This is a genomic window from Streptomyces sp. NBC_00285, from assembly GCF_036174265.1.
Classification (GTDB): Bacteria; Actinomycetota; Actinomycetes; order Streptomycetales; family Streptomycetaceae; genus Streptomyces.
In genome coordinates this window covers 2,637,754-2,663,728 of sequence record NZ_CP108055.1, presented here as the reverse complement: position 1 = coordinate 2,663,728, position 25,975 = coordinate 2,637,754, and the positions used below count along the sequence as shown (strand labels likewise).

The following is a 25,975-nucleotide window of genomic DNA, read 5'->3' as shown; positions in this document are numbered from 1 at the left end:
TCCGGTGCGACTGCGGGCCGGCTGTCCGTTCGGCGAGGGCGCAGCATCCGCGCATCCGGGACGGCGTGTGCACCCCATGTCCATACCGCCGACACCTCGCCTCCTCACCTGAAGCCTCGTCAGCAGATAGCGCTCGCAGGTGTCTTGACTCCTGTTTTCAGCCCCCCCGATACTCGTCGGCAACGTTCACGTGAACGTTCACGGGAGCTTTGACATCGTTGTCCTCTCTTGTCCCGGAAAGCGAGTGCGCGCCCATGCCACACCGAACGATGTCCCGCAGGCGCCTGCTCGGCGCCTCACTCGGCGGGGCCGGTGCCGCTCTGCTGGGTCTGTCGGGGTGCGGGAGCGCGAGCGGCTCGATCTCCGCGGGCGCCGACCACCTGACGATCTGGTACTGGAACGGCTCACTCAGCGACAAGCTTCTCGCCACCTCCGCACGTGGAGTGCCCGGCGTGAGCGGACTGAAGGTCAAGGGTGCGTCGATCGCGGGCGACTACCGGGGCAAGCTGCGCACCGTCATGGCGGCCCGCGCCTACGTCCCGGACCTGGCCTGCGTCAACACCCCGCTCGGGGACTACTTCCCCGACGAGAACGAGTTCTTGGACCTCAGGAGTCTCGGCGCGGACGCCGTCGAGGACGACTACCTGCCCTGGAAGTGGAAGAGCTGCATCAGTCCGACGGGCCGGATGATCGGCTTCCCGCTGGACGCCGGTCCCACCGCGCTCTACTACCGCCGCGACCTGTTCGAGCAGGCCGGTCTGCCCACCGAACCGGAGGAGGTCGCCGAGGCCGCCTCGACCTGGGAGAAGTACCTCCGACTGGGCAAGACCCTCAAGGCGAAGGCGCCGAGCCACCCGTATCTGGTCTCGCAGATCGCGTACGTGTTCCGGATGGCGCTCTACCAGAGCCCCAAGCAGTTCGTCGACGCCGACAACCGCTTCATCGGCGACCAGGAACACGTGAAGCGCGCCTGGGACCTGGCCGTCGAGACCTACCGGCAAGGGCTGAGCGCCCGGACCCTGGACAGCACGCCCGACTACAACTCGGCCATGAGCAGCGGCCGTATCGCCTCGATCAACAACGCGGTCTGGTACATGGGCGGTCTCAAGGACACCGCGCCCAGGACCTCGGGGAATTGGCGGCTGACCACCATGCCCGACGGTCCGGCGAACTATGGCGGGTCCTACGTCGGGATCACCCGCTACTGCCGTGATCCGGAAGGGGCGTTCGCCTTCCTGAAGTGGATGCTCGGGCCCGAGAACCAGCTGAAGAGCTATCAGGAGATGTCACTGTTCCCCACCACCCCGGCCGTCTACTCCGAACCGGCGATGCGTGAACCGGACCCGTTCTTCGGCGGACAGATCCCCGTCGACGTCTTCGGACCGGCCGCCGAGAAGGCCCCGGTCCTCTTCATGAGCGCCTACGAGAACACCGCCAACACCCCGGTCTACCAGGAGCTGACGAACGTGGAGACGCTCGGCAAGAACCCCGACAGGGCGTGGCGGGACGCCATGAACGCCGCCGAGCGGGCGCTCGCCCAGCGGGGGGTGAGCTGACATGGCCACACTGGCCCAGGCGCCGACATCCGACAGCACCGAGGAGACGTCCCGCGCACAGGTCCCGCGGGGCCGGTGGCGGCGTCACCTTCCGCCGTACCTCGCGATCTCGCCGTACTACATCCTCTTCGTCCTCTTCGGCGCCTTCCCGGTGTTCTTCTCGCTGTACCTGTCCTTCCACGACTGGGACGGCATCGGGGACATGAAGTTCGTCGGGCTCAGGCAGTACTACTGGCTGCTGCACGACTCGGTGTTCTGGCACTCGATCGTGAACACCTTCGAGATCTGGTTCATGTCCACGCTGCCGATGCTGTTCCTGGCGCTGGTGCTGGCGTTCCTGCTGCACTCGCAGGTGCGGTACTCGTCGGCCTGGCGGGTGGCGTACTTCATCCCGAACGTCACCTCCATGGTCGCCATGACCATCGTGTTCGGGTCGGTCTTCGCCCAGGCGGGGCTCGCCAACTCGCTGCTCAAGGTCGTCGGGGTGGACGGTGTCGGCTGGCTGACCTCCTCCCTGGGGATCAAGTCGGCGATCTCCCTCATGGTCATCTGGCGGTGGGTCGGCTACAACGCCCTGATCTTCCTGGCCGGTCTCCAGGCCATCCCGAACGAGCTGTTCGAGGCCGCGCGGGTCGACGGGGCGAACAGCCGCCAGGTGCTGTTCCGGGTCGTGGTGCCGCAGCTCAGGCCGGTGATCCTGTTCGCCATCATCACGTCCACCATCGGCGGCCTCCAGATCTTCACCGAGTCGCAGGTGCTGTTCTATTCGGACGACCCGGGCACCGCGGGCGGTCCCGGCCAGGAAGGCATGACGATCGTGCTCTATCTGTGGCAGAAGTCCTTCAACGACCTCCAGTTCGGCTACGGCGCCGCGATGGGCTGGGTCCTCTTCGCGCTGATCGCGGTCTTCGCCGTCATCAACTGGCGGCTGGTGTCCGGGGGCGACCGTGACGAGCGCCGCGGCATCCCGCTGCTGCGCAAGGGAGGCCGCAATGGCCGCTGAGCACGCAACGTCCAACGCGGGCCTCGCGATAGGCGCCGGCAGCAGGAGGACCCGGATCCTGGTACGGATCGCCCTGCTCCTCGGGGTGCTGGTCTCCCTCTTCCCGTTCTACTGGCTGGTGGTGATGGCCTCCGTCTCCACCCAGGAGATCCTGGCCTACCCGCCCCGTCTGGTGCCGGGCACCCAACTCCTGCACAACATGCGGGAGGTGATCGACCGCATCGACTTCTTCACCTCCCTCTTCAACACGGTCGTGGTGGCCACGGTCGGCACGCTGCTGGTGCTGTTCTTCGACTCCCTGGCGGCCTTCGCCTTCGCCAAGTACGAGTTCCCGGGCAAGAAGATCCTCTTCGGCATCCTGATGGCGACGTACATGATCCCGTCGCAGCTGGCGCTGGTGCCGCAGTTCGTCACCATGGCCGAGTTCGGCTGGGCGGGCACACTGAAGGCGCTGATCATCCCGGGGGCGGCGAACGCCTTCGGCATCTTCTGGATGCGCCAGTACGCCCAGAACTCCCTGCCGGACGAACTCCTCGACGCGGGCCGGATCGACGGCGCAGGGTTCTTCCGCCTCTACGCGCAGATCGCCCTGCCGCTGTTCCGGCCCGCACTGGCCTTCCTCGGCATCTTCACCTTCATCAGCCTCTGGAACGACTACATCTGGCCGCTGGTCGTCATGGTCAACCCCGACAAGGTCACCCTCCAGGTCGCCCTCGCCAACCTCAACATCGCCTACAACACCGACTACGCCGTGGTGATGGCCGGAGCCCTGATGAGTGTCCTGCCGCTGATCGTCGTCTTCCTGATCGGCGCCCGGCACTTCCTGCGGGACCTTGCGGCGGGGGCGACGAAGATGTGAGCGCGGGTGGGTAGGGTCCCGGGATGGGAAAGGGTGAGGGCGTTCCGGAGAAGGTGGCCTGGGTTCTCGTGCGTGACGGGCGGGTGCTCGTGACACGCAGCCGCGGTGTGGATGTCTTCTACTTCCCGGGCGGGAAGAGGGAGCCGGGCGAGTCCGATGCCGAGACCTTGGCGCGCGAGATCGTCGAAGAACTCCGGTCCCGGGTCGATACGACCACGATGGTGCACGTCGGCACCTTCGAGACGCGGAGGGACGACGGACGCACCGAGTTCCGGATGATCTGTTACACCGCCGAGTGCACCGGTCCGCTGGTTGCCTCGAGCGAGATCGAAGAGACGGACTGGTTCGGCTACGGCGACCGTGAGCGGGTCTCGGCCGTGGACCGGATGGTGTTCGACGCGCTGCACGCCTCCGGCCTACTGCCCTGAGGGGACAGGCCGGGGTTCGGTACCATGCGGGGAGAGTCTCCGGTTCGCGAGGAGTATCTGGATGACGCCGGTCAGGCCCATGCGCGCGGACGCTCGGCGCAACTACGAGCGGTTGCTGAAGGCGGCGGCGGAGGCCTTCGCCGAGCATGGGGAGGGTGCGTCGCTGGACGACATCGCCAAGCGGGCCGGTGTGGGGTCCGGGACGCTGTACCGGCATTTCCCCACGCGGCAGGCCCTGCTGGAGGCGGCGTACGTGGACCGCGTCGAGGGATTCGCGCGCCGGGCCGACGAGCTCGCGGAGGAGTTGCCGCCGGGGGAGGCACTGGCGGAGTGGCTGTACGAGCTGTGCGTCGGGACGGTTCAGGTACGCGGGCTGAAGACGCTGCTGGGGTCGGCGGTGGCGGACGCGAGCGATGTGGTGCTCACGGTGTGCGGCACGCATGTGCGGGGGGCGGCGACGCGGCTCGTGGAGGCGGCGCGGGCGGAGGGGACGCTGCGGGCGGATGTCGAGCCGATCGAGTTGCTGCGGCTGGCGCACGGGGTCGTCGGCGCGGCGGAGTTGGCGGACGGCGGGGGCGAGTCCATCCGGCGTTACCTGTCACTGCTCACGGAGGGGCTGCGGGCGTAGTCGGTCGTGGGTCAGCCTGCCAGCCGCGCTTTCCAGATCTCCTCGCTGGGCCATTGCCGGGCCCAGTCGGCGGAAACCTCCGGATAGTCCTGGTGGGCATGCCGGGGCGCTTGAATCTCCAGCAGGTCCTCGACGACGAAGCCGCAGGATCGAAGCAGGCGAAGCATCTCACCATGCGGCAGGATGAACTCCACGTGCGATTCCCGGTGCAGCCGGGTCAGGCCGAACTGCCCGCGGGACAGCGTTGTGGACACCGGTCCCTCGGACGGCACGCACAGCGCGAACAGCGGTGAGTAGCGCATGAAGACCAGCCGGCCACCGGGAACGAGGAGCCGGGCCGCCTCCGGGATCCACTGGTAGGGGTCGCACCACAACGAGGCGCCGAATTCGCTGATCGCCAAGTCGAAGGTGTTGTCCTCGTAGGGCACCTTCTCGGCATTGCCCAGGACCAGCGGGAAGTCGATGCCGAACTCCGCCTGCATCGCGCGAGCGGTGGCGAGCTGCTTCTCCGAGAGGTCGATCCCGACCGGGTGGGCGCCCGCTCCGGCGAGCCAGGCGGAAACGTACGCGGTACCGCAGCCCAGCTCGATGGCGCGCATCCCGTCGATGCCGTCGGGAAGGACGCGGGCCTGCGACTCGGGGGTGGCCCACAGTCCCCAGGACGGTTCCGCGCGCGCCCAGTGATCACGGGCGAGCGGCCCGTGCCACGCGGCCGCCTCGTCGTCCCAGAAGCGTCGGTTCTGCTCCAGATGGTCCGCAGGGCCGTCATGAGTCATGAAGGCATTCGATCGAAGATGCCGGTGCTGCGGCAACGCAATTACACAGTCGGCGGGGGCCGACTCGCGCAGGCCCCCCCACCACTCACCGCCTGGCCATGCACCGCATCGTGCACTACAGCGCCTGCGCCGCCGGTTTCACCATCCCCCTCACCGTGCGGGACTTCACGAAGTCGCCGATCGCCGTCATCTCCCACTCGCCGGAGAACTGCTTGATCATCTTGGCCATCATCACGCCCGTCTGCGCCTCCGCGTTGGTGAGGTCGAAACGGACCAGTTCCTCTCCGCTCGCGGCGTCGATGAGGCGGCAGTACGCCTTGGCGACCTCGGTGAACTTCTGGCCGGAGAAGGAGTTGACCGTGAAGACCAGGCCGGTGACGTCCTGCGGGAGACGCCCGAGGTCGACGACGATCACCTCGTCGTCGCCGCCGCCCTCACCCGTGAGGTTGTCGCCGGAGTGCTTGATCGCGCCGCCGACGATGGACAGCTTGCCGAAGTAGCAGCTGTCGATGTGGTTGCGCTGCGGCCCGTAGGCGATGACGGACGCGTCTAGGTCGATGTCCTTGCCGCGGAACGCCGGCTCCCAGCCGAGACCCATCTTGACCTGGGAGAGCAGCGGACGACCGCCCTTGACCAGGGACACGGTCTGGTTCTTCTGGAGGCTGACGCGGCCCTTGTCGAGGTTGATCTTCCCGGCGCCCGGAGCGACGGCGGGCGGAGCCGGGGGAGCGGCGGGCGCCGGCGGCGCGGCGATCCGGGGGTCCATGGCCGGGGCGGGCGGAGCCACCGGGGTCTGCACGGTGGGCGTGACCGGCGGAGCCACGGGTGCCGGGGCGGGCGCGGGCGCCGGTTCCTCCACCGTCACGCCGAAGTCCGTCGCGATGCCCGCCAGACCGTTGGCGTACCCCTGGCCCACCGCCCGGGCCTTCCACGCGCCGTTGCGCAGATAGATCTCCACGACCACCAGCGCCGTCTCCGCGCCGAGCTGCGGCGGCGTGAACGTGGCCAGCGCGCTGTTGTCGTCCGCGTTGCGGATCGTGGCTGTCGGCTCGATGCCCTGGAAGGTCTGGCCGGCCGCGTCCGGGCTGGCGGTAACGACGATCTTCTCGATGCCGGGCGGTACGGCCGCCGTGTCGACGACGATCGCGTCGGGGGTCGTACCGCCGCCCGAGCGGTAGGTCACGCCCGGCCCGGTCGGCTGGTTGTAGAAGATGAAGTCGTCGTCGGAGCGCACCTTGCCGTCGGCGGTGAGCAGCAGGCCCGATACGTCGAGCCGCACGGGTGCGGCGACGTCCACCGTCACGCGGGCGGCGGACAGGGGGATGTTCGAGCCGGGGGTCATAGCTGTCATGCCCCGTGAACGATCGGGCCCACTTTGCCGTTCCCTTACCCGACGGCCAAATGGGGGCCGGGAGATCCGAAAGGCTTACGGCACCACCACGATCTTCCTCCCCACCCCCGCCGCGAACTGGTCCAGGGCCTGCGGATACCGCTCCAGAGGCAACCGGTCGCTGATGAAGATCTCCGGGTCCAGGACGCCCGTCGCGAAGAGTTCCGCCGCGCGTTCGAAGCTGTGCAGGACCGCCATGGAGCCGGTGATGGTGATCTCCTGGTTGTAGATGCGGTACGGGTCGATCGTCACCCTGGTCGCGTAATTGGCCACCCCGAACTGGAGGAAGGTGCCCGCCTTGGCCACCCGTTCCAGGCCGTCCTGGATCGCCGCCGCGTTGCCCGTCGCGTCGACCACCAGGTCCCAGCCCTGTGGGCGGTCCAGCTCGTCGGGGTTCGCGGCGGACGCCGAGACGCCGAGCCGGCGGGCCGTCTCCAGGCGGGCCGGGTTCACGTCCACCATGTCCACGCTCGCCGCGCCGGTCCGTTTGGCCAGCTCCAGCATCATCAGCCCCATCGTGCCGGAGCCGTAGATCAGGACATGGGCGCCGAGCCGGGACCTCAGGACGTCATAACCCCGCACCGCGCAGGACAACGGCTCCACGAGCGCCGCGTCCTGGGTGCGGATGTGCTCCGGCAGCCGTACGCAGTTGGCCACCGGCGCGAGCGCGTACTGTGCCGCGCCGCCCGCCGTCGTCACTCCGATCGCGGCCCAGCGCTCGCAGAGGTTGTTGTGGCCGGTACGGCACTGTCGGCACTCGTAGCAGTACAGGGACGGGTCGACCGCGACCCGGTCGCCGACGGCCAGCTCGGTGACCTGGGCGCCGACCCCGACCACCGCGCCCGCGAACTCGTGGCCGGGCACGATGGGCAGCTCGGGGGCGAACTCGCCCTGGAGGATGTGCAGGTCGGTGCCGCACAGGCCGCACGCGGCGACCTCGACGACGACCTCGCGCGGGCCCGGCGTCGGGTCCGGGACCTCGGTGACGACGGCACGGCCCACGGACTCGATGACGGCGGCCTTCATTTCACGGCTCCCAGTGACAGGCCCTGGACCAGTTTGTCCTGGGCGGCGAACCCCGCGGCGAGTACGGGCAGGGAGACGACGAGCGACGCGGCGCACACCTTCGCCAGGAACAGGCCCTGGCTGGTGATGAAGCCGGTCAGGAAGACGGGGGCGGTCTCGGCGACCACGCCCGTCAGGACCCGGGCGAACAGCAGTTCGTTCCAGCTGAAGATGAAGCAGATCAGGGCCGTGGCGGCGATGCCGGGCAGGGCGATGGGGGCCACCACGCGCGCGAGGATCGTGGGCAGACGGGCGCCGTCCACGCGCGCGGCCTCGATGATCGCGACCGGAACCTCGGCGAGGAAGGACTGCATCATCCAGACCGCGATCGGCAGGTTCATCGACGTGTAGAGAATGACCAGCAGCCAGATGTTGTCGAGCATGTCCGTGTTCTTCGCGAACAGGTAGATGGGGAGCAGGCCCGCCACCACCGGCAGCATCTTCGTCGACAGGAAGAAGAACAGGACGTCCGTCCACTTCCGGACCCTGCGGATGGACAGCGCGTACGCCGCCGGGAGGGCGAGGAGCAGGACGAACAGGGTCGAGGCCAGCGAGGCGACCGTCGAGTTGATCAGCGCCGGCCAAGGGCTCGCGCCGCCGCCGGTGCCGAAGAACTCGCGGTAGCCGTCCAGGGTGAGGGCGGCGCCGAAGGAGGGCGGGTTGGTGGCCGCGTCCGCCTCCGAGTGGAAGGACGTCAGGGCCATCCACGCGATGGGCAGGAAGAAGACGATCCCCAGGAGCCAGGCCACCAGTCCCAGGCCGCGCCCTTTGCGTTGTGCGGTGATCGTGCTCATGCCCGGCCCGCCTCCTCACGGAACAGGGACGACACCACGCGCAGGGCGAAGGTCGCGATGATGATCGAGCCGATGACGACCAGGACGCCGGCGGCCGAGGCGAGGCCGTTCTCGTGGGCCTGGTAGAAGCTCTGGTAGACGGTGTAGGGCAGGTTCGCGGTGCCCAGGCCGCCCGAGGTGATGGTGAAGACCGCGTCGAAGTTCTGGACGATGTAGATCGAGCCGAGCAGGGCCCCCAGCTCCAGATACCTGCGCAGGTGCGGGAGCGTCAGATAGCGGAACATCTGCCAGCCGCTCGCGCCGTCCACGCGCGCGGCCTCCATCTGCTGCTGGTCGCGGCTCTGGAGTCCGGCCAGCAGGATCAGCATCATGAACGGGGTCCACTGCCAGATGAGGGACGCCTCGACCGCGAGCAGCGGGGTGTTGGAGATCCAGTCCGGCTGTGGGCCGCCCACATAGTGCAACAACCCATTGAGCAGGCCGTATTCAGGGTTGTAGAGCACATGTTTCCAGAGGAGGGCGGCTGCCACCGGGACCACCAGGAAGGGGGCGATGAGCAGGGTGCGGACCACTCCCCGACCCCGGAAGCGGCGGTCGAGCAGCAGCGCCAGGAGCAGCCCGAGGACCAGGCTGACCAGGACCACCGTCACCGTCAGCAGGACCGTCGTCCACACCGAGTGGCGCAGGTCCGCGTCGGTCAGCACCTCACGGTAGTTGTCGACGCCGGTGAAGTGGCGGGCCTTGGGGTAGAGGGCGTTCCAGTCGAAGAAGGAGATCACCACTGTGGCCACGAAGGGCAGTTGGGTGACCACGATCATGAAGATCAGGGCGGGGAGCAGCGGGGCCCGGGTGGCCCAGGCCCGCAGTCGGGCCTTGGACGGGTCCGGGGTGCGTACGTGCGCGGTGGCCAGGGGGGCCGTGGTGGTCGCGGTCATCGTCCCTCGTACTCCTCGGAGATCTTCTCGGCGAGCTGCTGGGACCTCTTCAGGGCCGCCTCGACGGACTGGCGTCCGGCGACGGCCGCGCTGATCTCCTGGGAGACCTTGGTACCGAGATCGGTGAACTCGGGGATGCCGACGAACTGGATGCCGGGCGCCGGGCGCGGCTGCACCCCCGGGTCGTTCGGCCGGGCGCCCTCGATGGCCTGCTTGGTCATCTCCTGGAAGGAGGCGGCCGATTTCTGGTACGCCGGGTTCGTGTACGTCGACGCGCGCTTGCCCGCCGGGACGTTGGACCAGCCGATCTCGTCGCCGACCAGTTGCTCGTACTGCTTGCCGGACGCCCAGGAGATGAACTTCCAGGCATTGTCGGGATTGCGGGAGGCGTTCTGGATGCCCCAGGCCCAGGTGTAGAGCCAGCCGGAGGACTCGGTCTTCTCGACGGGCGCGGGGGCGTAGCCGAGCTTGCCCCTGACCGGGGAGTCGGCCGCCTCCAGCAGGCCGGCGGCGCTGGTGGCGTCGTACCACATGGCGACCTTGCCCTGGGTCATGTTGTTGAGGCACTCGGCGAACCCGGACTGGGCGGCGCCGGACTCGCCGTGCTCGCGGACGAGGTCGACATAGAACTTCGTCGCCTTCTCGAAGGCGGGTGAGTCGAGCCGGGCCTTCCAGCCCTTGTCGAACCAGGTGCCGCCGAAGGTGTTCACGACCGTGGTGAGCGGGGCCATGATCTCGCCCCAGCCGGGCAGTCCGCGCAGACAGATGCCCTTCATGCCGGACTCGGCGCCGTCCGCCGCGGCGGCCAGGTCGGCGACCTGGGTCCAGGTGGGGTGGGCCGGCATCGTCAGGCCCTTCCTCTCGAAGACGTCCTTGCGGTACATGAGGAAGGACGACTCGCCGTAGAAGGGCTGGCCGTAGAGCTTGCCGTCGTCGCCGGTCAGGGACTGGCGCATCGGCTTCAGGATGTCCTGTTCGTCGTACGCGGGGTCCTTGGCCACGTACGAGTTCATCTCGTGCAGCCAGCCGTTGCGGGCGTAGATCGGGATCTCGTAGTTGGACAGGGTCGCGACGTCGTACTGGCCCGCCTGGTTGGCGAAGTCCTGGCTGATCTTGTCGCGGACGTCGTTCTCGGGCAGGACGGTGAAGTTGACCTTGATGCCGGTCTCTTCGGTGAAGCGCGGGGCCAGTTTCTGCAGCTCCGTCATCTGGGAGTTGTTGACCATCAGGACGTTGACGGAATCGCCGCCCGACCCGGTCCCGCCGGCTCCGACCCAGCAGCCGGAGAGCAGCGGGGCGAGCAGCGTCCCTGCGGCGGCCATGGCGAGCGTGGCTCGCGATGGCCGTCGTCGGCTCTGGGTTCGCATGGATCGCTCCTGGACATAGGGGGGTAAAAGGGGCTTCGCCGGGTATGCGGAACCCCTGTTGAACACATCGGTCGGAACATCAGACGCGGATGACCTGCGGCCCGAGGAGCGAGTACCGGTGGGCCTCGGAGGAGGGCAGCAGTGTGCTCGTCACGATCGCCTCCAGCGCGCCGATCTCCGCGAACCGGCAGAAGCTGACCGCGCCGAACTTGGTGTGCACGCCCGCGAACACCGTGCGGCGGGAGGCGCGGATCGCCTGTGCCTTGACCTCGCTGACCGCCGGATCGGGCGTGGTGAGGCCGTGTTCGCGGGAGATGCCGTTGGCGCCGATGTAGGCCAGGTCGAGGACGAAGCCGGCCAGCATCTTCGTCGTCCAGTGGTCGACGGTCGCCAGGGTGCCGGGGCGGACCCGGCCGCCGAGCAGCAGTACGGAGGTGTTCTCGGCCTCGGCGAGACTGCCCGCGACCGGCAGGGACGCGGTGACCACGGTCAGTGGCCGGTCCCTGGGCAGAGCCTCGGCGATGAGCTGTGGGGTGAAGCCCTCGTCGACGAAGACCGTCTCGGCGTCCCCGAGCAGCTCGGCCGCGGCGGCCGCGACCCGGCGCTTCTCGGGTACGTGGCTGGTGGCCCGGAAGGCGAGCGTCGTCTCGAACCCGGCGCTCTCCACGGGATAGGCCCCGCCGTGCGTGCGGCGGACCAGGCCGTGGTCCTCCAGGGCGCGGAGGTCTCTTCTCACGGTCTCTTTGGCGACACCGAGTTGAGTGGCCAGGGTGTTGACGTCGACGGCGCCTGTGGTGCGAGCGGCACGGACGATTTCCCGCTGGCGTTCTTCCGAGGTGCTCGTCATGCGGTCACCCGCCCTCCTGTCGTGCTGCCCGTTCGGGCCGTATGCAGGAAGTTGTACAGCGGGTGGGTGGTGGTGACCAGGTCTGTTGCGGGAGCGATCCTGTCCGTGTGTGCCCGTTCGGGCGGGCCGAGCCCACGGGGGGCGGGGTGTGCGGTCGGACGGCGGCTGCGGGTTCGTCGTGGCTGGTCGCGCAGTTCCCCGCGCCCCTCGAGTGGCGCTGTCGCGCCACAGTCAGGGGCCGTCGGCCGTGCCCGGATATGCCTGCGGGCGGGCCCGTTCGGTGCCCGCCCGCTGATGTCAGGGGTGTCAGTACGGCCAGATCGGCGGGTCCGTCACGAACTGGCCGCCCAGGTGGGCGTGTCCCTCGTTGCCGTCCTGGAGCTCGCCCTGTTCGGCGATCAGCTTCTCCGCGTACGGCTCGGAGTCGTCCTGCGGCTTGTAGCCGAGCGCCCGCGCGGTGCTCAGGTCCCACCACAGCCGGGTGTTGGCGGAGGAGCCGTAGACCACGGTGTGACCGACCTCCTGCGAGGTCAGCGCCGCGTGGAAGAGGCGGGCGCCGTCGGCCGGGCTCATCCACAGCGAGAGCATGCGCACGCTGGTCGGCTCGGGGAAGCAGGAGCCGATGCGCACGGACACGCTCTCCAGGCCGTGCTTGTCCCAGTAGAACTGCGCGAGATCCTCGCCGAAGGACTTGGACAGGCCGTAGAAGGTGTCCGGGCGGCGCGGGGCGTCGATCGGGATCAGCGCACTGGGATCGAGAGGTGTGTCGCCCCGCGGGCGGGGGTTGTAGCCGACGGCGTGGTTCGAGGACGCGAAGACGATCCGGGGCACGCCCTCCTCGCGGGCGGCCTCGTAAAGGTTGTACGTGCCCTCGATGTTCGCCTTGAGGATCTTCTCGAAGGGGGCTTCCAGGGAGATGCCGCCGAGGTGGATGATCGCGTCGACGCCTCGCACGGCCTCGCGCACCGCAGCTTTGTCGGCGAGGTCGGCGACGACCGCGTCGGGCTCGCCCTCCACGGGGCGCAGATCGAGCAGGCGCAGGGTGTAGCCGTAGTCCGGGAGCAGATCCCGCATCAGGGTGCCGAGCCCGCCGGCGGCGCCGGTGAGCAGAACGGTACGGGGAGCGGGCATCCTCGGGTCTCCTTGGGACGACGGCCGTATGAGTGCACGGTATTCACATTCATGGACAAGCTAAGGATCATTGCCCGGTTGCGTCAAGGGTGGCGCGACCCATGTTCATAAATGTAAACTCTGATCAGTATCCCGCACGCGTGTTTTTCGTGATCACTCGTATCGCCCGTGCTACTCGTTCTAGGGAGAGCCTGTGACGTCTGCCGACCTCGTCCATCGACTCGGCATCCCCAGCGGGCCGCTGTTCTTCCCGGTCACGCCGTACGGCGCCGACGGCTCGGTCGACCTCGACACCTACCGCGCGCATGTGCGCCGGGGCGTGGAGGAGGGCGCCGCGGCCGTGTTCGCGTGCTGCGGCACCGGGGAGTTCCACGCGCTCACGCCCGAGGAGTTCGAGACGTGCGTCCGGGCGGCCGTCGAGGCGACGGCGGGACGCGTACCGGTGATCGCGGGCGCCGGATACGGCACCGCGCTCGCCGTGCGGTACGCGCGCCTCGCCGAGGCGGCCGGGGCCGACGGGCTGCTCGCCATGCCGCCCTACCTCGTGATCGCCGGGCAGGAAGGGCTGCTGCGGCACTACCGCGAGGTGGCCGCCTCGACCCCGCTCCCGGTGATCGTCTACCAGCGCGACAACGCCGTCTTCACTCCGGAGACCGTCGTCGAACTGGCCCGCACGGACGGCGTCATCGGTCTCAAGGACGGCCTCGGCGATCTCGACCTGATGCAGCGGACCGTCAGCGCCGTGCGCACCGAGATCCCCGGCGGCGACTTCCTCTACTTCAACGGACTGCCGACGGCCGAGCAGACCCAGCTCGCCTACCACGCCATCGGCGTCACCCTGTACTCCTCGGCCGTCTTCTGCTTCGCTCCCGAGGTCGCCCTCGCCTTCCACCGCGCGCTCACCGACGGCGACCGGGCCACGGCCGACCGGCTCCTCGACGGGTTCTACCGCCCCTTCGTCGAACTGCGCGCGCGTGGCCGCGGATACGCTGTCGCGCTGGTCAAGGCGGGCGTACGGTTGCGCGGACTGGAGGTGGGCGAGGTCCGGCCCCCGCTGCACGAGCCGGCGGAGGACCATGTGAAGCAACTCGCGCGGATCATCGAGCGCGGTTACGAACTCCTGGAGGAGCAGCAGTGAAGGCGTCGACGTTCGTCTACCCCTGGGACGTCAACGGGGACCCGGAGGCCGCGGCCCGCATCGCCGCCCTCGGCGTACGGCAGGCCACCCTCGCCGCCGCCTACCACTCCACCCGCGCGCTGACCCCGCGCCACCCCCGCCACCGCATCGTCACCGCCGAGCACGCGTCCGTGCTGTACCCGACGGACGACCGCTGGCAGGGGCGTGCGCTGCGCCCCTACGCGGCCGGCGACTGGGCCCCGGGCGACGCCTTCGGCGAGGCCGCCGACGCGCTGTCGGCGGCGGGCCTGGAGGTGCACACCTGGGTCGTCCTCGCGCACAACTCCCGCCTGGGCGCCGAGCACCCGGACACCTCCGTGGTCAATGCCTACGGCGACCGCTACCCGTGGGCCCCCTGCATCGCACAGCCCGCCACGCGCGGGTACCTCGTCGACCTCGCCGTCGAGGCGGCCGTGCGCCCGGGCGCGGCCGGCACCGAGCTGGAGTCCCTCGGCTGGTACGGCCTCCAGCACCTGCACGCGCACGACAAGACCGGCGGGGTCCCGCTCGGCGATGCCGGGATGTACCTCATGGCGCTCTGCTTCTGCGCGACCTGCCGGGCGGGTTACGGCGAACAGGGCGTCGACGCCGACGAGTTGGCGTCGGCCGTACGCACCGCCCTGGAGCCGCTGTGGCAGGGAACCGCCACCGACGAGGGCTGGCCGACGGTCGAGAAGCTGCTCGGCGCGTCGAACACGGCGGCCACCCGTGGGTGGCGGGACGAGACCGCCCGCACCCTCCAGGAGACGGCGGTCCGGGCGGTCCGGGCGGCCGCTCCCGAGGGCTTCCAGATCCTGCTGCACGCGGACCCCGTGACCTACCACGTCGGCGCCAACCCCGGGGTCGACCCCGAGCACATCCTGTCCGTCGCGGACGGTGTCGTCGTGCCCTGCTCGGGCGGGCCGGGCCTGCTCACGCCCTTCGCCCGGGCCCGGAAGGACGCGGTGATCGCCGCCAACTTCCCCGTCATCTCGGAGATGGGCGGCAGCCCGGGCACCCTCGCGGCGGACGTGGCCCGGGCGCGGGACCTCGGGGCGACCGAAGTCCGGCTGTATCACGCCGGGTTGGCGTCGGACGGTGACCTGGAGGCGATCCGCGAGGCGCTGGCAGGCCTCTGAAACAGCGGTACGGCTGTCGCGAGCCACACCACGCCGAGGACGGCCGACAGCGGCCGCTGGCCGACCAGTTCGACCAGGGCCGCTCCGACGGCGAGGCCGAGCACGTTCGGGGCGTACACGAGGGTGTGGGCCGTGGCGACCGTACGACCCAGCAGCGCGTCCGGTGTCTCGCGCTGCACGGCGGTGAGGGCGGCGATCAGCACGCAGGGCAGGCCCGCGCCGATGGCCGCGCTGCACGCGAGGGCGAGCGGGTCGGAGGGGATCGCCCGCAGCCCGGCGGCGACCGCGGTCAGGGCGATGCCGTACGCGGCGAACCGGCGTTCGCCGAGCCGGCGCAGAGCGGGCCCGGAGACCAGCCCCACCGCCACGGATCCGGCACCCTGGGCGGCGTACAGCGCACCGGCGTACGCGGGGGAGCGGCCGAGGCCGTCGAGTACGGCGTAGATCAGGGCGCCGTTGAGCCCGGCGAAGAGCATGGTGGTGCCGCCGGCCAGGATCAGGGGGCGCAGTGTGGGGTGGGCCCATATGTGGCGGACACCTACGGCTGCCGCGGTCCGCCCGCGTGACTTCGGGCGACCGGTCGCGGTCGAGCGCTGCCCGCACGGCGGTGACCCGCTCCCGGTGACCGGCGCGGGGTCGGCGGCCTCCGCCACGGTCGCCGCCCGGCCGGGCCTGCACCTGAACGTGCGCGCCCGCTTGAACAGTGGCGTGGGGGAGTCCGGTCGGGGCTCGTGGGGTCGCAGGCGGGCGTACAGGAGCGCGGCGATCACGAACGTGATCGCGTCCAGAAATGCGACACCCGGACCGCCGTAGACCGCGTAGAGACCCACGCCCGCCAGGGGGGCCACCAGCTTCATGCCCTCCGTGATCGCCGTCCGCAGCCCGTTGAAGTCGCCGAGCAGGGCCGGGGCCACCGCCCTGGCGACCAGGGCCGACTCCGCCGCGTCATGGACCACGCCCGCCGCGCCATAGACGAAGAGGACCGTGATGACGATCCACACGCGGTCGGGGGCGCCGACGGCGAAGAGGGCCGGCAGCAGCGCCGCCGGCAGGAGGTTGGCGCCGATCAGCAGGGGTTTGCGGCGGACCCGGTCGGCGAGCGCCCCGAACAGCGGGCCGGCGAGCGTCGGCGCCCACATCGCGAGCATGCACAGTGCGGCCAGGCCGTCCGAGCCGGTGAGCTCCTTGACCCATACGCCGGACACCAGCCACAGGGCCGAGGTGCCGAAGCCGGAGACGACGACAGCGGTGAGGAACACAGCGGAGTCACGGTCGCGCAGAACCGTCCATGTCTTCCATGTCTTGGTCATGCCTGGACATCGTGGGTCTAAGGCCCCGGTGCCGGGATGGGGCAGGTGCCGTAGATGTGGGAACGGGCGATGAGTTCTCGGGCCGCGGACGGTCCACCCCTCACGACACCGGAACCGTTGCCCGGACATCACGAGGAGCGCCGCATGACCGTCCCGACCCTGGACCTCGGACCGCAGACCCGCGCCATCGCCCGTCTCGCCGACGCGGTCACCGATGATCAGCTGGGGAACGCCACGCCGTGCCCCGAGCTCGCGGTGCACAATCTGCTCGGCCACCTGCTCCACCTCGCCGCCGCCTTCCGTGACGCCGCCCGCAAGGACCTCGGTGTCACGACCGACACGCCCCCGACCGCCTCCGTCCCGGACATCGGCCCCGGCTGGCGCGAGGAACTTCCCAAGGTGCTCGACGAACTCGCCGAGGCCTGGCGCGACCCGGCCGCCTGGACCGGCATGACCCGGGCCGGCGGCTTCGACATGCCGGGCGAGGTCACCGCTGCCGTCGCCGCCGACGAACTGATCGTCCACGGCTGGGACCTGGCCCGCGCGACAGGCCGCCCGTACGACCCGGACCCGGCCGCGCTCCAGGTCTCGCACGACTTCCTCCAGGCCTGTGTCGACGATCCCGGCCGGGGTGCCATCTTCGGCCCGGTCGTCCCGGTCCCGGCGGACGCCCCGCTGCTGGACCGGACCCTGGGGCTCAGCGGGCGGAACCCGCGGTGGACGCCGTAGACGCCGGTACGAGAGTGCCGTAGAGGAACGGAAACGGGCGGCGGGCGGGGAGGCCCGGACCGTACGCTCCCCACCATGCCGCCCCTCAGTCTCACCGTCCTCGGAACCGCCTCTCCGCATCCGGGACCGGGCCGCCCCTGCTCCGGCTACCTGGTGCGCGGCGGGGGCGCCGAGGTATGGGTGGACGCCGGGCCCGGCACTTTCGCGGAGTTGCAGCGGCACACTGATCCCTCCCGGCTGACGGCGATCTGGATCTCCCATCTGCACGCCGACCACAGTGCCGATCTGCTGGCCGCCGTCTACGCCTTCGTCTACGGCGGGCTCACCCCGCCCGCACCGATCCCGGTGTACGCGCCGCCGGGCTGTGCCCACCGGCTCGCCGGGTTCTTCGGACGGTCCGACATCCGTTTCCTCGACGGTGTCCTCGACTTCCATCCCCTGTACGACGGCCATGTCGTCCGGCACTGGAACCTCCGGCTCACCACCCGGGCCGTCGTCCACGACGCCGAGGCCTACGGACTGCGCGCCGAGTGCGCGGGGCGCGTCCTCGCGTACTCGGGGGACAGCGGGCCCTGCGGTGCCCTCGTCGAACTGGCCGCCGAGTCGGACGTGTTCCTGTGCGAGGCGGACATCGACCGTCATCGCGAAGGCGAACAGGTCCACCTGACTCCCGAGGAGGCGGGCGACCTCGCCCGCAAGGCCGGTGCGCGCGAGCTGATCGTCACCCATGTCGGACCCACGCTCACCAGGGAGGCCGCGACCACACGCGCGGCCGTGGCCTTCGCGGGGCGGACCAGTACCGCGTTCGAGGGTGCCACCCGTCTCGTCTGACGCGTCCGCACAGAAACTTCGGCTTCCTCTGCCGGAAGCATTGACGAAACAACACCGTCCTCTTACCTTCAACCCGTCGTACTTCGTACGTCATATATGAGACGCGATACGCGAGATCAGATACACAAGATCCGATACGCGAGATCCGAGAGGCGCGCATGACCTCTGTGCCCACGCCGATCCCCTCCCGCACGCAGTACGTGCAGGAAGAGATCAAACGCCGCATCCTCACCGGGCGCCTGACGCCGGGTCAGGCCCTGGTGGAGACCGAACTCGCCGCACAGTTCGGGGTGTCGAAGACCCCGGTGCGCGAGGCGCTCAAGACCCTGGCCGGAACCGGGCTCGTCGTGATGAACCAGTACAAGGGCGTCACGGTGCGCATGGTGGACGCGGACATGGCGCGCGAGGTCTACGACGTCCGGCTGCTCCTCGAACCCGAGGCGCTGAAGCGGGCCGTGCGCCGGGGAGCCTCGCTCGACGACGCCCGTGACGCGCTGACCCGGGCCGACGACGCCACCGACACCGCCGAACGCTCCCTCGCCAACCGGGATTTCCACCGTTCCCTCTATCTGCCCTGCGGCAACCCGCTGCTCGGCCGGATGCTCGACGAGGTCCGCGACCAGGCGGCTCTCGTCTCCGCCGTCGCCTGGGCGGCCTCGCCCTCCTGGGAGCGGGAGGCCGGTGAGCACCGGGAGATCCTGCGGCTCGCCCTGGAGGGCGACGCGGACGGCGCGGCCCGCGCCCTGCACGCCCACATCGCATCCTTCGTCGAGCGAGCGTTCCCCGGAGTGATGGACCAGGAAGGTCAGGAATGAGCAGCGAGACGTATCGGACCCAGCGGGCGGCCCTGGCCGACGTGGTGGCGATCCCGGTGACGCCGTTCGCCGAGGACGGCACCGTCGACCAGGACGTGCACCGGGCCCTGCTGCGTCGGCTGCTCGACGGAGGGATCACGACCCTCACCCCCAACGGGAACACCGGCGAGTTCTACGCCCTCACCCCCGAAGAGCGCCGACTGGTCACGGAGTTGACCGTCGACGAGGCCGGGGAACGCGCGAACGTCCTCGTCGGCGTCGGTCACGACGTGCCCACCGCCGTCGCCTCCGCCCGCCACGCCCGTGAGCTCGGCGCGGGGATGGTCATGGTCCACCAGCCCGTCCACCCCTACGTCTCGCAGGCAGGCTGGGTCGACTACCACCGCGCCATCGCCGAGTCCGTGCCCGAGCTGGGTGTCGTCCCGTACATCCGCAACGCCCAGCTCAGCGGCGACCGCCTCACCGAACTCGCCGACGCCTGCCCGAACGTGATCGGCGTGAAGTACGCCGTCCCCGACGCCGCCAAGTTCGCCGCCTTCGCCCGGGACGCGGGACTGGAACGCTTCGTGTGGGTCGCCGGACTCGCCGAGCCCTACGCCCCCTCGTACTTCTCCGCGGGCGCCACCGGCTTCACCTCGGGGCTCGTGAACGTCGCCCCCGCCGTTTCGCGGAACATGATCGAAGCGCTTCGGTCCGGGGACTACCTGGCCGCCATGAAGGTCTGGGAGCAGATCCGCCGCTTCGAGGAGCTCCGCGCGGCCAACGGCTCCGCCGACAACGTCACCGTCGTCAAGGAGGCCCTCGCCTCCCTGGGTCTGTGCCGCCGCGAAGTGCGCCCGCCGAGCCGCGAGTTGCCCGAGAGCGGGCGCGCCGAGGTCGCCGCGATAGCCGGCGGGTGGGCCGTATGACCGACAGGGAGCGAATGAGACCGGAGGAACTGCGCAGCCACCACTGGTACGGCGTCGAGGGCCAGTTGCGGACCTGGTCGCACAACGCCCGTATGCGCCAGCTCGGTTACGAGGCGGAGGAGTACCGGGGCCGCCCGGTGATCGCCGTCCTCAACACCTGGTCGGACATCAACCCCTGCCACGTCCATCTGCGCGAGCGCGCCGAGGCCGTCAAGCGGGGGGTGTGGCAGGCCGGGGGCTTCCCGCTCGAATTCCCGGTCTCCACACTCTCGGAGACGTACCAGAAGCCGACCCCGATGCTCTACCGCAACCTCCTCGCGATGGAGACGGAGGAGCTGCTGCGGTCGTATCCGATCGACGCGGCGGTGCTGCTCGGCGGCTGCGACAAGTCGACGCCCGCGCTGCTCATGGGCGCGGCCTCGGCCGACGTTCCCTCGCTCTTCGTCCCGGCGGGACCGATGCTGCCGGGGCACTGGCGCGGTGAGACCCTCGGGTCCGGCACCGACATGTGGAAGTACTGGGACGAGCACCGCGCGGGCAACCTGACGGACTGCGAACTGCGCGAACTCCAGGGCGGATTGGCGCGTTCTCCCGGCCACTGCATGACCATGGGGACCGCGTCCACGATGACCGCCGCCGCGGAAGCCCTCGGCATGACACTGCCGGGCGCCTCCTCGGTCCCGGCCGTCGACTCCGGGCACGAGCGGATGGCGGCCGCCTCCGGACGCCGCGCCGTGGACCTCGCCTGGACCGGCCTCAAGCCCTCCGAGATCCTCACCCACGAGGCCTTCCAGGACGCCGTCACCACGGTGCTGGGGCTCGGCGGCTCCACCAACGCGGTCATCCACCTGATCGCGATGGCGGGACGCTCCCACGTCTCCCTCACCCTCGACGACTTCGACCGCATCGCCCGCACGGTGCCGGTGCTGGCGAACGTACGGCCCGGCGGACAGACGTACCTCATGGAGGACTTCTACTTCGCCGGCGGGCTGCCCGCCTTCCTCTCACGGATCACCGACCTGCTGCACCTGGACCGGCCGACCGTCAACGGCACCCTGGGGCAGCAGCTCGAAGGAGCCGTCGTCCACAACGACGACGTCATCCGCACCCGCGAGAACCCGGTCGCGAGCGAGGGTGGGGTCGCCGTACTGCGCGGCAACCTCTGCCCGGACGGCGCGGTCATCAAGCACGTCGCCGCCGAGCAGCACCTGCTCAAGCACACCGGCACCGCGGTCGTCTTCGACGACTACAGGACCATGCAACGCACCATCGACGACCCGGCGTTGGACATCACCGCCGACAGCGTGCTGGTGCTGCGCAACGCCGGACCCAAGGGCGGCCCGGGCATGCCCGAGTACGGCATGCTGCCGATCCCGGAGCACCTGCTCAAGCAGGGCGTGCGGGACATGGTCCGGATCTCCGACGCCCGGATGAGCGGCACGAGTTACGGCACCTGTGTACTGCACGTGGCGCCCGAGTCGTACGTCGGCGGACCGCTCGCCCTCGTCCGCACGGGGGACAGCATCACCCTCGACGTCGAGGCCAGGTCACTCCAACTCAACTTGAACGACGAGGAGTTGGAACGCCGAAGGGCGGAGTGGACGCCGCCGCCCGTGCGTTACGAGCGCGGCTACGGCGCGCTCTACAACGAACAGATCACGCAGGCGAACATCGGCTGCGACTTCGAGTTCCTGGCACGGCCGGGCACCTCGCCGGACCCCTACGCAAGCTGACCCGAGCCCCATGGGGGCGCGGGGCTGTATCGACATGCGGCTCCGCCGCGTGAGCGCGACAAGCCACAACGAGTCCGCACCCGCCGCACAACAGCAAGAGGCACCCCGTATCGCGACAGGGGCGGACCTCCGCATATCGAGAAAGCGCTTCCCGTACGACCACCGCACGACGTACCGAGAACGGAGAACAGTCATGGCCCAAGCCGCTGCCGTGGCGAAACCGCCCGCGTCACCCCGGCGACGCCGTGCCTCCGCCACGCCGCGCAGGCTGCCGTACCTGCTGATCGCGCCGGCGGCCCTGCTGATGCTGGGCTTCATCGCCTACCCGGTCATCAGCGTCTTCTACTACAGCCTCCAGAACTACAACCCCACCAAGCCGTGGCGGAACGGGTACGCGGGCTTCGACAACTTCGTCCAGATCTTCACCAAGGACCCGCAGTTCTGGGACACGCTGACCTTCAGCGCCAAGTGGGTCTTCGTCGAGGTCGGACTCCAGCTGCTGTTCGGCCTGGCGCTCGCGCTGATCGTCAACCAGTCCTTCGTGGGCCGGTCGATGGGCCGCGCGCTCGTCTTCTCCCCGTGGGCCGTCTCCGGCGTGCTGACCTCCGCGATCTGGGTGCTGCTCTACAACTCCCAGACGGGCGTGACCCGTTACCTCGCCGACATGGGCATCGGCTCCTACGGCACCAGCTGGCTGTCGGACACCTCCACCGTCTTCTCGGCGGCGGTCGTCGCCGACCTGTGGCGCGGTGTCCCCTTCTTCGCGATCCTCATCCTCGCCGATCTGCAGTCCGTGTCGAAGGACCTGTACGAGGCCGCCGAGGTCGACGGGGCGAGCAAGATCAAGCAGTTCTGGCACATCACGCTGCCGCACCTCAAGGACGCGATCGTCCTGTCCACGCTGCTGCGCGCGGTGTGGGAGTTCAACAACGTCGACCTGCTCTACACGCTCACCGGCGGCGGCCCGGCGGGGGAGACCACGACCCTGCCGCTCTACATCGCCAACACCTCGGTCGACGCCCACAACTTCGGCTACGCGTCCGCCCTGACCACGGTCGCGTTCGTGATCCTGCTCTTCTGCTCGATGGTCTATCTGCGGCTGAGCAAGTTCGGAGGCGGTTCCAAGTGATCACCAAGGAGGCCACCGAGGTCGCCCCCGTGCCCGTGCGGAACACGCCCGAGGCACCCCGCCCGGTGAAGCGCCGCCGCAGCTGGGACGAGGCCCCCCGCTGGCAGATCTACACACCGCTGTCGATCTACCTCGTCTTCACGCTCATCCCCTTCTACTGGATCCTGCTCTTCGCGCTGCGCCCGGCAGGTTCCACCTCGCTCGTGCCCTGGCCGATCACCTTCGACCACTTCGAGAAGGTGTGGACGCAGCGGTCGTTCGGCACCTACTTCGAGAACAGCGTGTACGTCGGCCTCGCCACCCTGGTGATGACGACCCTGGTGGCCCTGGCCGGCGGTTACGCCCTCGCGAGGTTCGACTTCAAGGTCAAGAGCGCCTTCATGCTGGCCCTGCTGTGCTCCCAGTTCGTGCCGGGCGCGCTGCTGCTGGTCCCGCTGTTCGAGATCTTCGCCGAGCTGAACATGATCAACTCGCTGGGCAGCGTCATCATCGCGGAGACGGTCTTCCAGCTGCCGCTGTCGATGATCCTGATCAGCAACTTCATCAAGAACGTGCCGTACACCCTGGAGGAGGCGGCCTGGGTCGACGGCTGCAACCGCCTCACCGCGTTCAGGATCGTGGTGCTCCCGTTGTTGCGGCCCGGTCTGATCGCGGTTGGTTCCTTCGCCTTCGTGCACTCCTGGAACCACTTCCTGTTCGCCCTGATGTTCCTCAACAACCAGGACAAGCAGACGATCCCGGTCGGCCTCAACACCCTGATGAGCGCGGACAGCGTCGACCTCGGCGCCCTCGCGGCGGGCGGCATCATCGCGGCCGTCCCCGTGGTGATCGTGTTCGCCTTCATCCAGAAGTGGCTGATCACCGGCTTCAGCGCGGGGGCGGTGAAGGGATGAGACTCGGTCGGGTCGCCCTGGGCGGCGTGGTGCTGGGCCTGCTGGGTGTCGTCGTGCGGGCCGAGGGGCGTGCCGTCGGCCGAGTCCTGCTGGGGGTGGGCGACGCCCGGGTGTCCGAGGCGGCCGGCCGCGGTGGAGCCGGGGCGTTCGCGGGCCGGCCCGTGGGTGTGCGCACACAACCGGTCCCCGGGTCTGGCGAGGAGGCACGAATATGAGGGTCCGTCAGACCGCCCTGACCACCGACTTGTCGGGACGCACCCGCGACTTGTCGGGACGCACCCGCATCCCCGCCCACGCCCGTACCCGCGACGCCGACCTCGTCAGGAGCCGGAACGCCGGCACGAGGGAGCAGACCGGCGGCCTCTCCGACGGCGGTCCGGCGGACCTGCTCGCCGTGTGCCACACCCACGGCTCCGGCAGCGGGCGTGAGCTCACGGCCGACGTCGGCCGGACGCCTACCCTGCACTCAAAGTTCGACAGCGCCGAGGCAGCCGACCGAGAGGTGGCGCACGGCGCGGGCGCAGGGAGGACCCCATGAGCACCGTAGACATCGTCCTGGCGGGCGCGCGCGGCCACGGCCGCTGGCACCTGGAGAACATCCGCCGGCTCCAGGACAAGGGAATCGTACGGCTGGCGGGGATCTGTGAGCTGACCCCGCTGACCGGCGACGAGATCCCCGAGGGCCTGGGCGCGCCCGAGCAGTCCGCTGACTTCGGCGCGCTCCTCGACTCGACGGGCGCCCGGATCGCCGTGATCTGCACGCCGATCCCGACGCACACCGACCTGGCGCTCCTGGCGGCACAGAGGGGCGTCCACATCCTGCTGGAGAAGCCCCCCGCCCCCTCCTACGCCGAGTTCCGCCGCATGGCCGACGGGGTCGCCGCGGCCGGGGTCGCCTGCCAGATCGGCTTCCAGTCGCTGGGCTCGCACGCCGTGCCCGCGATCCGCGAGCTGGTCCAGGAGGGCGCGATCGGCGCGCTGACCGGGATCGGCGGAGCCGGTGCCTGGGCGCGTGCGGAGGCGTACTACCGGCGGGCACCCTGGGCGGGCAAGCGGCGGATGAACGGCGTCGACGTCATCGACGGCGCGCTGACCAACCCCCTCGCGCACGCCGTCGCCACCGCGCTGGCCCTGGGCGACGCGAGCCGTGCCGAGGACGTCACCCGCATCGAGACCGAGCTGCTGCGGGCCAACGACATCGAGTCCGACGACACCTCCTGTGTCCGCGTCACCACCTCGGCCGGTCTCACGGTGACCGTCGCGGTGACCCTGTGCGCCGAGGAGCCCGGCGAGCCGTATGTCGTCGTGCACGGCGACCGCGGCCGGATCACCTACTGGTACAAGCAGGACCGCGTACTGCTCCAGCGGGCCGGCCGCGGCCCCGAGGAGTACGAGTACGGCCGCACCGACCTGCTGGAGAACCTGGTCGACCACCTCACCGACGGCACCGGCCTCCTGGTCGTCCCGGACGTGACCGGTGCCTTCATGAAGGTCGTCGAGGCGATCCGGCTGGCCCCGGACCCGACCCCGCTGCCGGCCACGGCCTGGCAGCTGCTCCCCGACGAGGAGCGCCGGGTCGTGCCCGGCATCGACGGGCTCGTCGAACGCGCCGCCGACACCCTCGCCCTGTACTCCGAGCTGGGTGCCGGCTGGGCTCCGCCACATGACGCGAACGAGGTGAGTACATGACGACCCCCGACTTCCCTGTCCTGTGTGTCGCGGGCCGCCCGGTCGGCCGTTACGTCACCCGGCCCGAGCTGTCCGCCCGGCTCTCCCCACGCCCCTATCTGCACCCCGTCACCACCCTGGCCGGCACGGCGGTCACCGAACTGAGCCCCGCCGACCACATCCACCACCTCGGCGTCGGTGTCGCGGTTCCCGACGTCGAGGGGCACAACTTCTGGGGCGGCCGGACCTACGTCCGCGACCAGGGCCCGACCGAGCTCGACAACCACGGTGCCCAGCGCCACAGTTCCTTCCAGCTCCGCGACCCGGACGGCTTCGTGGAGGAGCTGCGCTGGGTCGCCACCGGGGGCGAGCTGCTGCGTGAGCGCCGTACCGTCGCGGTCACCGAACTGACGGGCACCGCCTGGGCGTTGGACTTCACCTTCTCCCTCACCAACGTCACCCAGGCCGCCCTGTCGATCGGCAGCCCGGCCACCAACGGCCGCCCGGGCGCGGCCTACGGCGGCTTCTTCTGGCGGGCCCGCAAGGAGCAGGAGGCGCCGGACGTCTTCACCGTCGACCGCGAGGGCGAGGGCGCGATACACGGCACCCGCGCCGACTGGGTCGCCCTCACGGGCCGTAGCTGGACGCTCGTCTTCGCCGGGGCCACCGAACGGACCCGGCGGGACCCGTGGTTCGTGCGCGCCGGCGAATACCCGGGCGTGGGCTCCTCGTTGGCCTCCCAGGAGCGGCTGGACGTGCCGCCGGGCGAGACCGTCGTACGGCGGATCGTCACCGTCGTGGCCGACGGACGCCTCCCGCGCCTCGAAGCAGCGGCCCTGGTACGGAAGGCGGTCAGCCAGTGACGTACTCCCGTCCGACCTTGCC

The 25,975-nt window shown here is 70.0% G+C and carries 27 protein-coding genes; 18 read left to right on the top strand and 9 right to left on the bottom strand.

The annotated features are described in order from the left end of the window. Positions 1 to 254: 254 nt before the first annotated feature. The 5 genes from OHT57_RS12180 to OHT57_RS12160 all read left to right on the top strand — a co-directional run bounded on the left by OHT57_RS12180 (position 255) and on the right by OHT57_RS12160 (position 4,474). Positions 255 to 1,556, top strand: a complete 1,302-nt coding sequence (locus OHT57_RS12180) for an ABC transporter substrate-binding protein (protein WP_328746211.1) — start codon at positions 255 to 257, stop codon at positions 1,554 to 1,556. A gap of 1 nt (position 1,557) precedes the next feature. After that, positions 1,558 to 2,559 (top strand): carbohydrate ABC transporter permease, encoded by a 1,002-nt coding sequence (locus tag OHT57_RS12175; protein ID WP_328746209.1) that lies wholly within the window; start codon positions 1,558 to 1,560, stop codon positions 2,557 to 2,559. Continuing rightward, a complete protein-coding gene (locus tag OHT57_RS12170; protein ID WP_328746207.1) occupies positions 2,549 to 3,418 on the top strand; it encodes a carbohydrate ABC transporter permease in 870 nt (289 codons plus the stop codon). The genes OHT57_RS12175 and OHT57_RS12170 overlap by 11 nt, the downstream gene beginning before the upstream one ends. A 23-nt stretch (positions 3,419 to 3,441) precedes the next feature. Beyond that, on the top strand, positions 3,442 to 3,846 hold the full coding sequence (locus OHT57_RS12165; RefSeq protein WP_328746205.1) for an NUDIX hydrolase: 405 nt from the start codon (positions 3,442 to 3,444) through the stop codon (positions 3,844 to 3,846). A gap of 61 nt (positions 3,847 to 3,907) precedes the next feature. Continuing rightward, the gene (locus OHT57_RS12160; RefSeq protein WP_328746203.1) at positions 3,908 to 4,474 is read left to right on the top strand and encodes a TetR/AcrR family transcriptional regulator; all 567 of its coding nucleotides are present in this window, start codon (positions 3,908 to 3,910) and stop codon (positions 4,472 to 4,474) included. An 11-nt stretch (positions 4,475 to 4,485) separates the two neighbouring features. On the opposite strand, the gene OHT57_RS12155 is transcribed toward OHT57_RS12160, so the two are convergent. The 8 genes from OHT57_RS12155 to OHT57_RS12120 form a co-directional block, all read right to left on the bottom strand. After that, a complete protein-coding gene (locus OHT57_RS12155; RefSeq protein ID WP_328746201.1) occupies positions 4,486 to 5,250 on the bottom strand; it encodes a class I SAM-dependent methyltransferase in 765 nt (254 codons plus the stop codon). Positions 5,251 to 5,365: 115 nt separating this feature from the next. Further along, positions 5,366 to 6,592, bottom strand: coding sequence for a TerD family protein (locus OHT57_RS12150; protein ID WP_328753183.1), 1,227 nt, complete (start codon positions 6,590 to 6,592; stop codon positions 5,366 to 5,368). 84 nt (positions 6,593 to 6,676) lie between these two features. Beyond that, positions 6,677 to 7,666 carry a zinc-dependent alcohol dehydrogenase family protein gene (locus OHT57_RS12145; RefSeq protein ID WP_328746199.1) on the bottom strand — a complete coding sequence of 330 codons (990 nt, stop codon included), beginning with the start codon at positions 7,664 to 7,666 and terminating at the stop codon, positions 6,677 to 6,679. Then, positions 7,663 to 8,499 (bottom strand): carbohydrate ABC transporter permease, encoded by an 837-nt coding sequence (locus OHT57_RS12140; RefSeq protein WP_328746197.1) that lies wholly within the window; start codon positions 8,497 to 8,499, stop codon positions 7,663 to 7,665. The genes OHT57_RS12145 and OHT57_RS12140 overlap by 4 nt, the downstream gene beginning before the upstream one ends. Further along, complete coding sequence (locus OHT57_RS12135) at positions 8,496 to 9,434, bottom strand: carbohydrate ABC transporter permease (RefSeq protein WP_328746195.1); 939 nt, start codon at positions 9,432 to 9,434, stop codon at positions 8,496 to 8,498. The genes OHT57_RS12140 and OHT57_RS12135 overlap by 4 nt, the downstream gene beginning before the upstream one ends. Next, on the bottom strand, positions 9,431 to 10,801 hold the full coding sequence (locus OHT57_RS12130) for an ABC transporter substrate-binding protein (RefSeq protein WP_328746193.1): 1,371 nt from the start codon (positions 10,799 to 10,801) through the stop codon (positions 9,431 to 9,433). The genes OHT57_RS12135 and OHT57_RS12130 overlap by 4 nt, the downstream gene beginning before the upstream one ends. Before the next feature lie 79 nt (positions 10,802 to 10,880). Continuing rightward, on the bottom strand, positions 10,881 to 11,648 hold the full coding sequence (locus OHT57_RS12125) for a DeoR/GlpR family DNA-binding transcription regulator (protein ID WP_328746191.1): 768 nt from the start codon (positions 11,646 to 11,648) through the stop codon (positions 10,881 to 10,883). A 306-nt stretch (positions 11,649 to 11,954) separates the two neighbouring features. After that, positions 11,955 to 12,779, bottom strand: coding sequence for an NAD-dependent epimerase/dehydratase family protein (locus OHT57_RS12120; protein ID WP_328746190.1), 825 nt, complete (start codon positions 12,777 to 12,779; stop codon positions 11,955 to 11,957). A gap of 193 nt (positions 12,780 to 12,972) precedes the next feature. On the opposite strand from OHT57_RS12120, the gene OHT57_RS12115 reads away from it, so the two are divergent. Together OHT57_RS12115 and OHT57_RS12110 are read left to right on the top strand one after the other, a co-directional pair. Then, a complete protein-coding gene (locus OHT57_RS12115) occupies positions 12,973 to 13,917 on the top strand; it encodes a 5-dehydro-4-deoxyglucarate dehydratase (RefSeq protein ID WP_328746188.1) in 945 nt (314 codons plus the stop codon). Next, positions 13,914 to 15,074 (top strand): hypothetical protein, encoded by a 1,161-nt coding sequence (locus tag OHT57_RS12110; RefSeq protein ID WP_328746187.1) that lies wholly within the window; start codon positions 13,914 to 13,916, stop codon positions 15,072 to 15,074. The genes OHT57_RS12115 and OHT57_RS12110 overlap by 4 nt, the downstream gene beginning before the upstream one ends. On the opposite strand, the gene OHT57_RS12105 is transcribed toward OHT57_RS12110, so the two are convergent. After that, on the bottom strand, positions 15,011 to 16,384 hold the full coding sequence (locus OHT57_RS12105; protein ID WP_328746186.1) for an MFS transporter: 1,374 nt from the start codon (positions 16,382 to 16,384) through the stop codon (positions 15,011 to 15,013). The genes OHT57_RS12110 and OHT57_RS12105 overlap by 64 nt on opposite strands. A 144-nt stretch (positions 16,385 to 16,528) precedes the next feature. On the opposite strand from OHT57_RS12105, the gene OHT57_RS12100 reads away from it, so the two are divergent. From OHT57_RS12100 to OHT57_RS12050, 11 genes are all read left to right on the top strand, one after another. Further along, positions 16,529 to 17,113 carry a TIGR03086 family metal-binding protein gene (locus OHT57_RS12100; protein WP_328746185.1) on the top strand — a complete coding sequence of 195 codons (585 nt, stop codon included), beginning with the start codon at positions 16,529 to 16,531 and terminating at the stop codon, positions 17,111 to 17,113. Positions 17,114 to 17,188: 75 nt separating this feature from the next. Continuing rightward, a complete protein-coding gene (locus OHT57_RS12095) occupies positions 17,189 to 17,944 on the top strand; it encodes an MBL fold metallo-hydrolase (RefSeq protein WP_328746183.1) in 756 nt (251 codons plus the stop codon). 158 nt (positions 17,945 to 18,102) lie between these two features. After that, positions 18,103 to 18,759 (top strand): GntR family transcriptional regulator, encoded by a 657-nt coding sequence (locus OHT57_RS12090; protein ID WP_328746181.1) that lies wholly within the window; start codon positions 18,103 to 18,105, stop codon positions 18,757 to 18,759. Next, positions 18,756 to 19,667 carry a dihydrodipicolinate synthase family protein gene (locus tag OHT57_RS12085; protein WP_328746179.1) on the top strand — a complete coding sequence of 304 codons (912 nt, stop codon included), beginning with the start codon at positions 18,756 to 18,758 and terminating at the stop codon, positions 19,665 to 19,667. The genes OHT57_RS12090 and OHT57_RS12085 overlap by 4 nt, the downstream gene beginning before the upstream one ends. A 14-nt stretch (positions 19,668 to 19,681) precedes the next feature. Continuing rightward, the gene (gene araD / locus OHT57_RS12080) at positions 19,682 to 21,400 is read left to right on the top strand and encodes an L-arabinonate dehydratase (RefSeq protein WP_328746177.1); all 1,719 of its coding nucleotides are present in this window, start codon (positions 19,682 to 19,684) and stop codon (positions 21,398 to 21,400) included. Between the two features lie 193 nt (positions 21,401 to 21,593). Next, positions 21,594 to 22,529, top strand: coding sequence for a carbohydrate ABC transporter permease (locus OHT57_RS12075; RefSeq protein WP_328746175.1), 936 nt, complete (start codon positions 21,594 to 21,596; stop codon positions 22,527 to 22,529). Further along, positions 22,526 to 23,422, top strand: a complete 897-nt coding sequence (locus OHT57_RS12070) for a carbohydrate ABC transporter permease (protein ID WP_328746172.1) — start codon at positions 22,526 to 22,528, stop codon at positions 23,420 to 23,422. The genes OHT57_RS12075 and OHT57_RS12070 overlap by 4 nt, the downstream gene beginning before the upstream one ends. Continuing rightward, a complete protein-coding gene (locus tag OHT57_RS12065) occupies positions 23,419 to 23,637 on the top strand; it encodes a hypothetical protein (protein ID WP_328746170.1) in 219 nt (72 codons plus the stop codon). Before OHT57_RS12070 ends, OHT57_RS12065 begins: the two co-directional genes overlap by 4 nt. Then, positions 23,634 to 23,960 carry a hypothetical protein gene (locus OHT57_RS12060; protein ID WP_328746168.1) on the top strand — a complete coding sequence of 109 codons (327 nt, stop codon included), beginning with the start codon at positions 23,634 to 23,636 and terminating at the stop codon, positions 23,958 to 23,960. The genes OHT57_RS12065 and OHT57_RS12060 overlap by 4 nt, the downstream gene beginning before the upstream one ends. Then, positions 23,957 to 25,111, top strand: coding sequence for a Gfo/Idh/MocA family protein (locus tag OHT57_RS12055; protein WP_328746166.1), 1,155 nt, complete (start codon positions 23,957 to 23,959; stop codon positions 25,109 to 25,111). The genes OHT57_RS12060 and OHT57_RS12055 overlap by 4 nt, the downstream gene beginning before the upstream one ends. After that, positions 25,108 to 25,953, top strand: a complete 846-nt coding sequence (locus OHT57_RS12050; protein WP_328746165.1) for a PmoA family protein — start codon at positions 25,108 to 25,110, stop codon at positions 25,951 to 25,953. The genes OHT57_RS12055 and OHT57_RS12050 overlap by 4 nt, the downstream gene beginning before the upstream one ends. Positions 25,954 to 25,975: the final 22 nt, after the last annotated feature.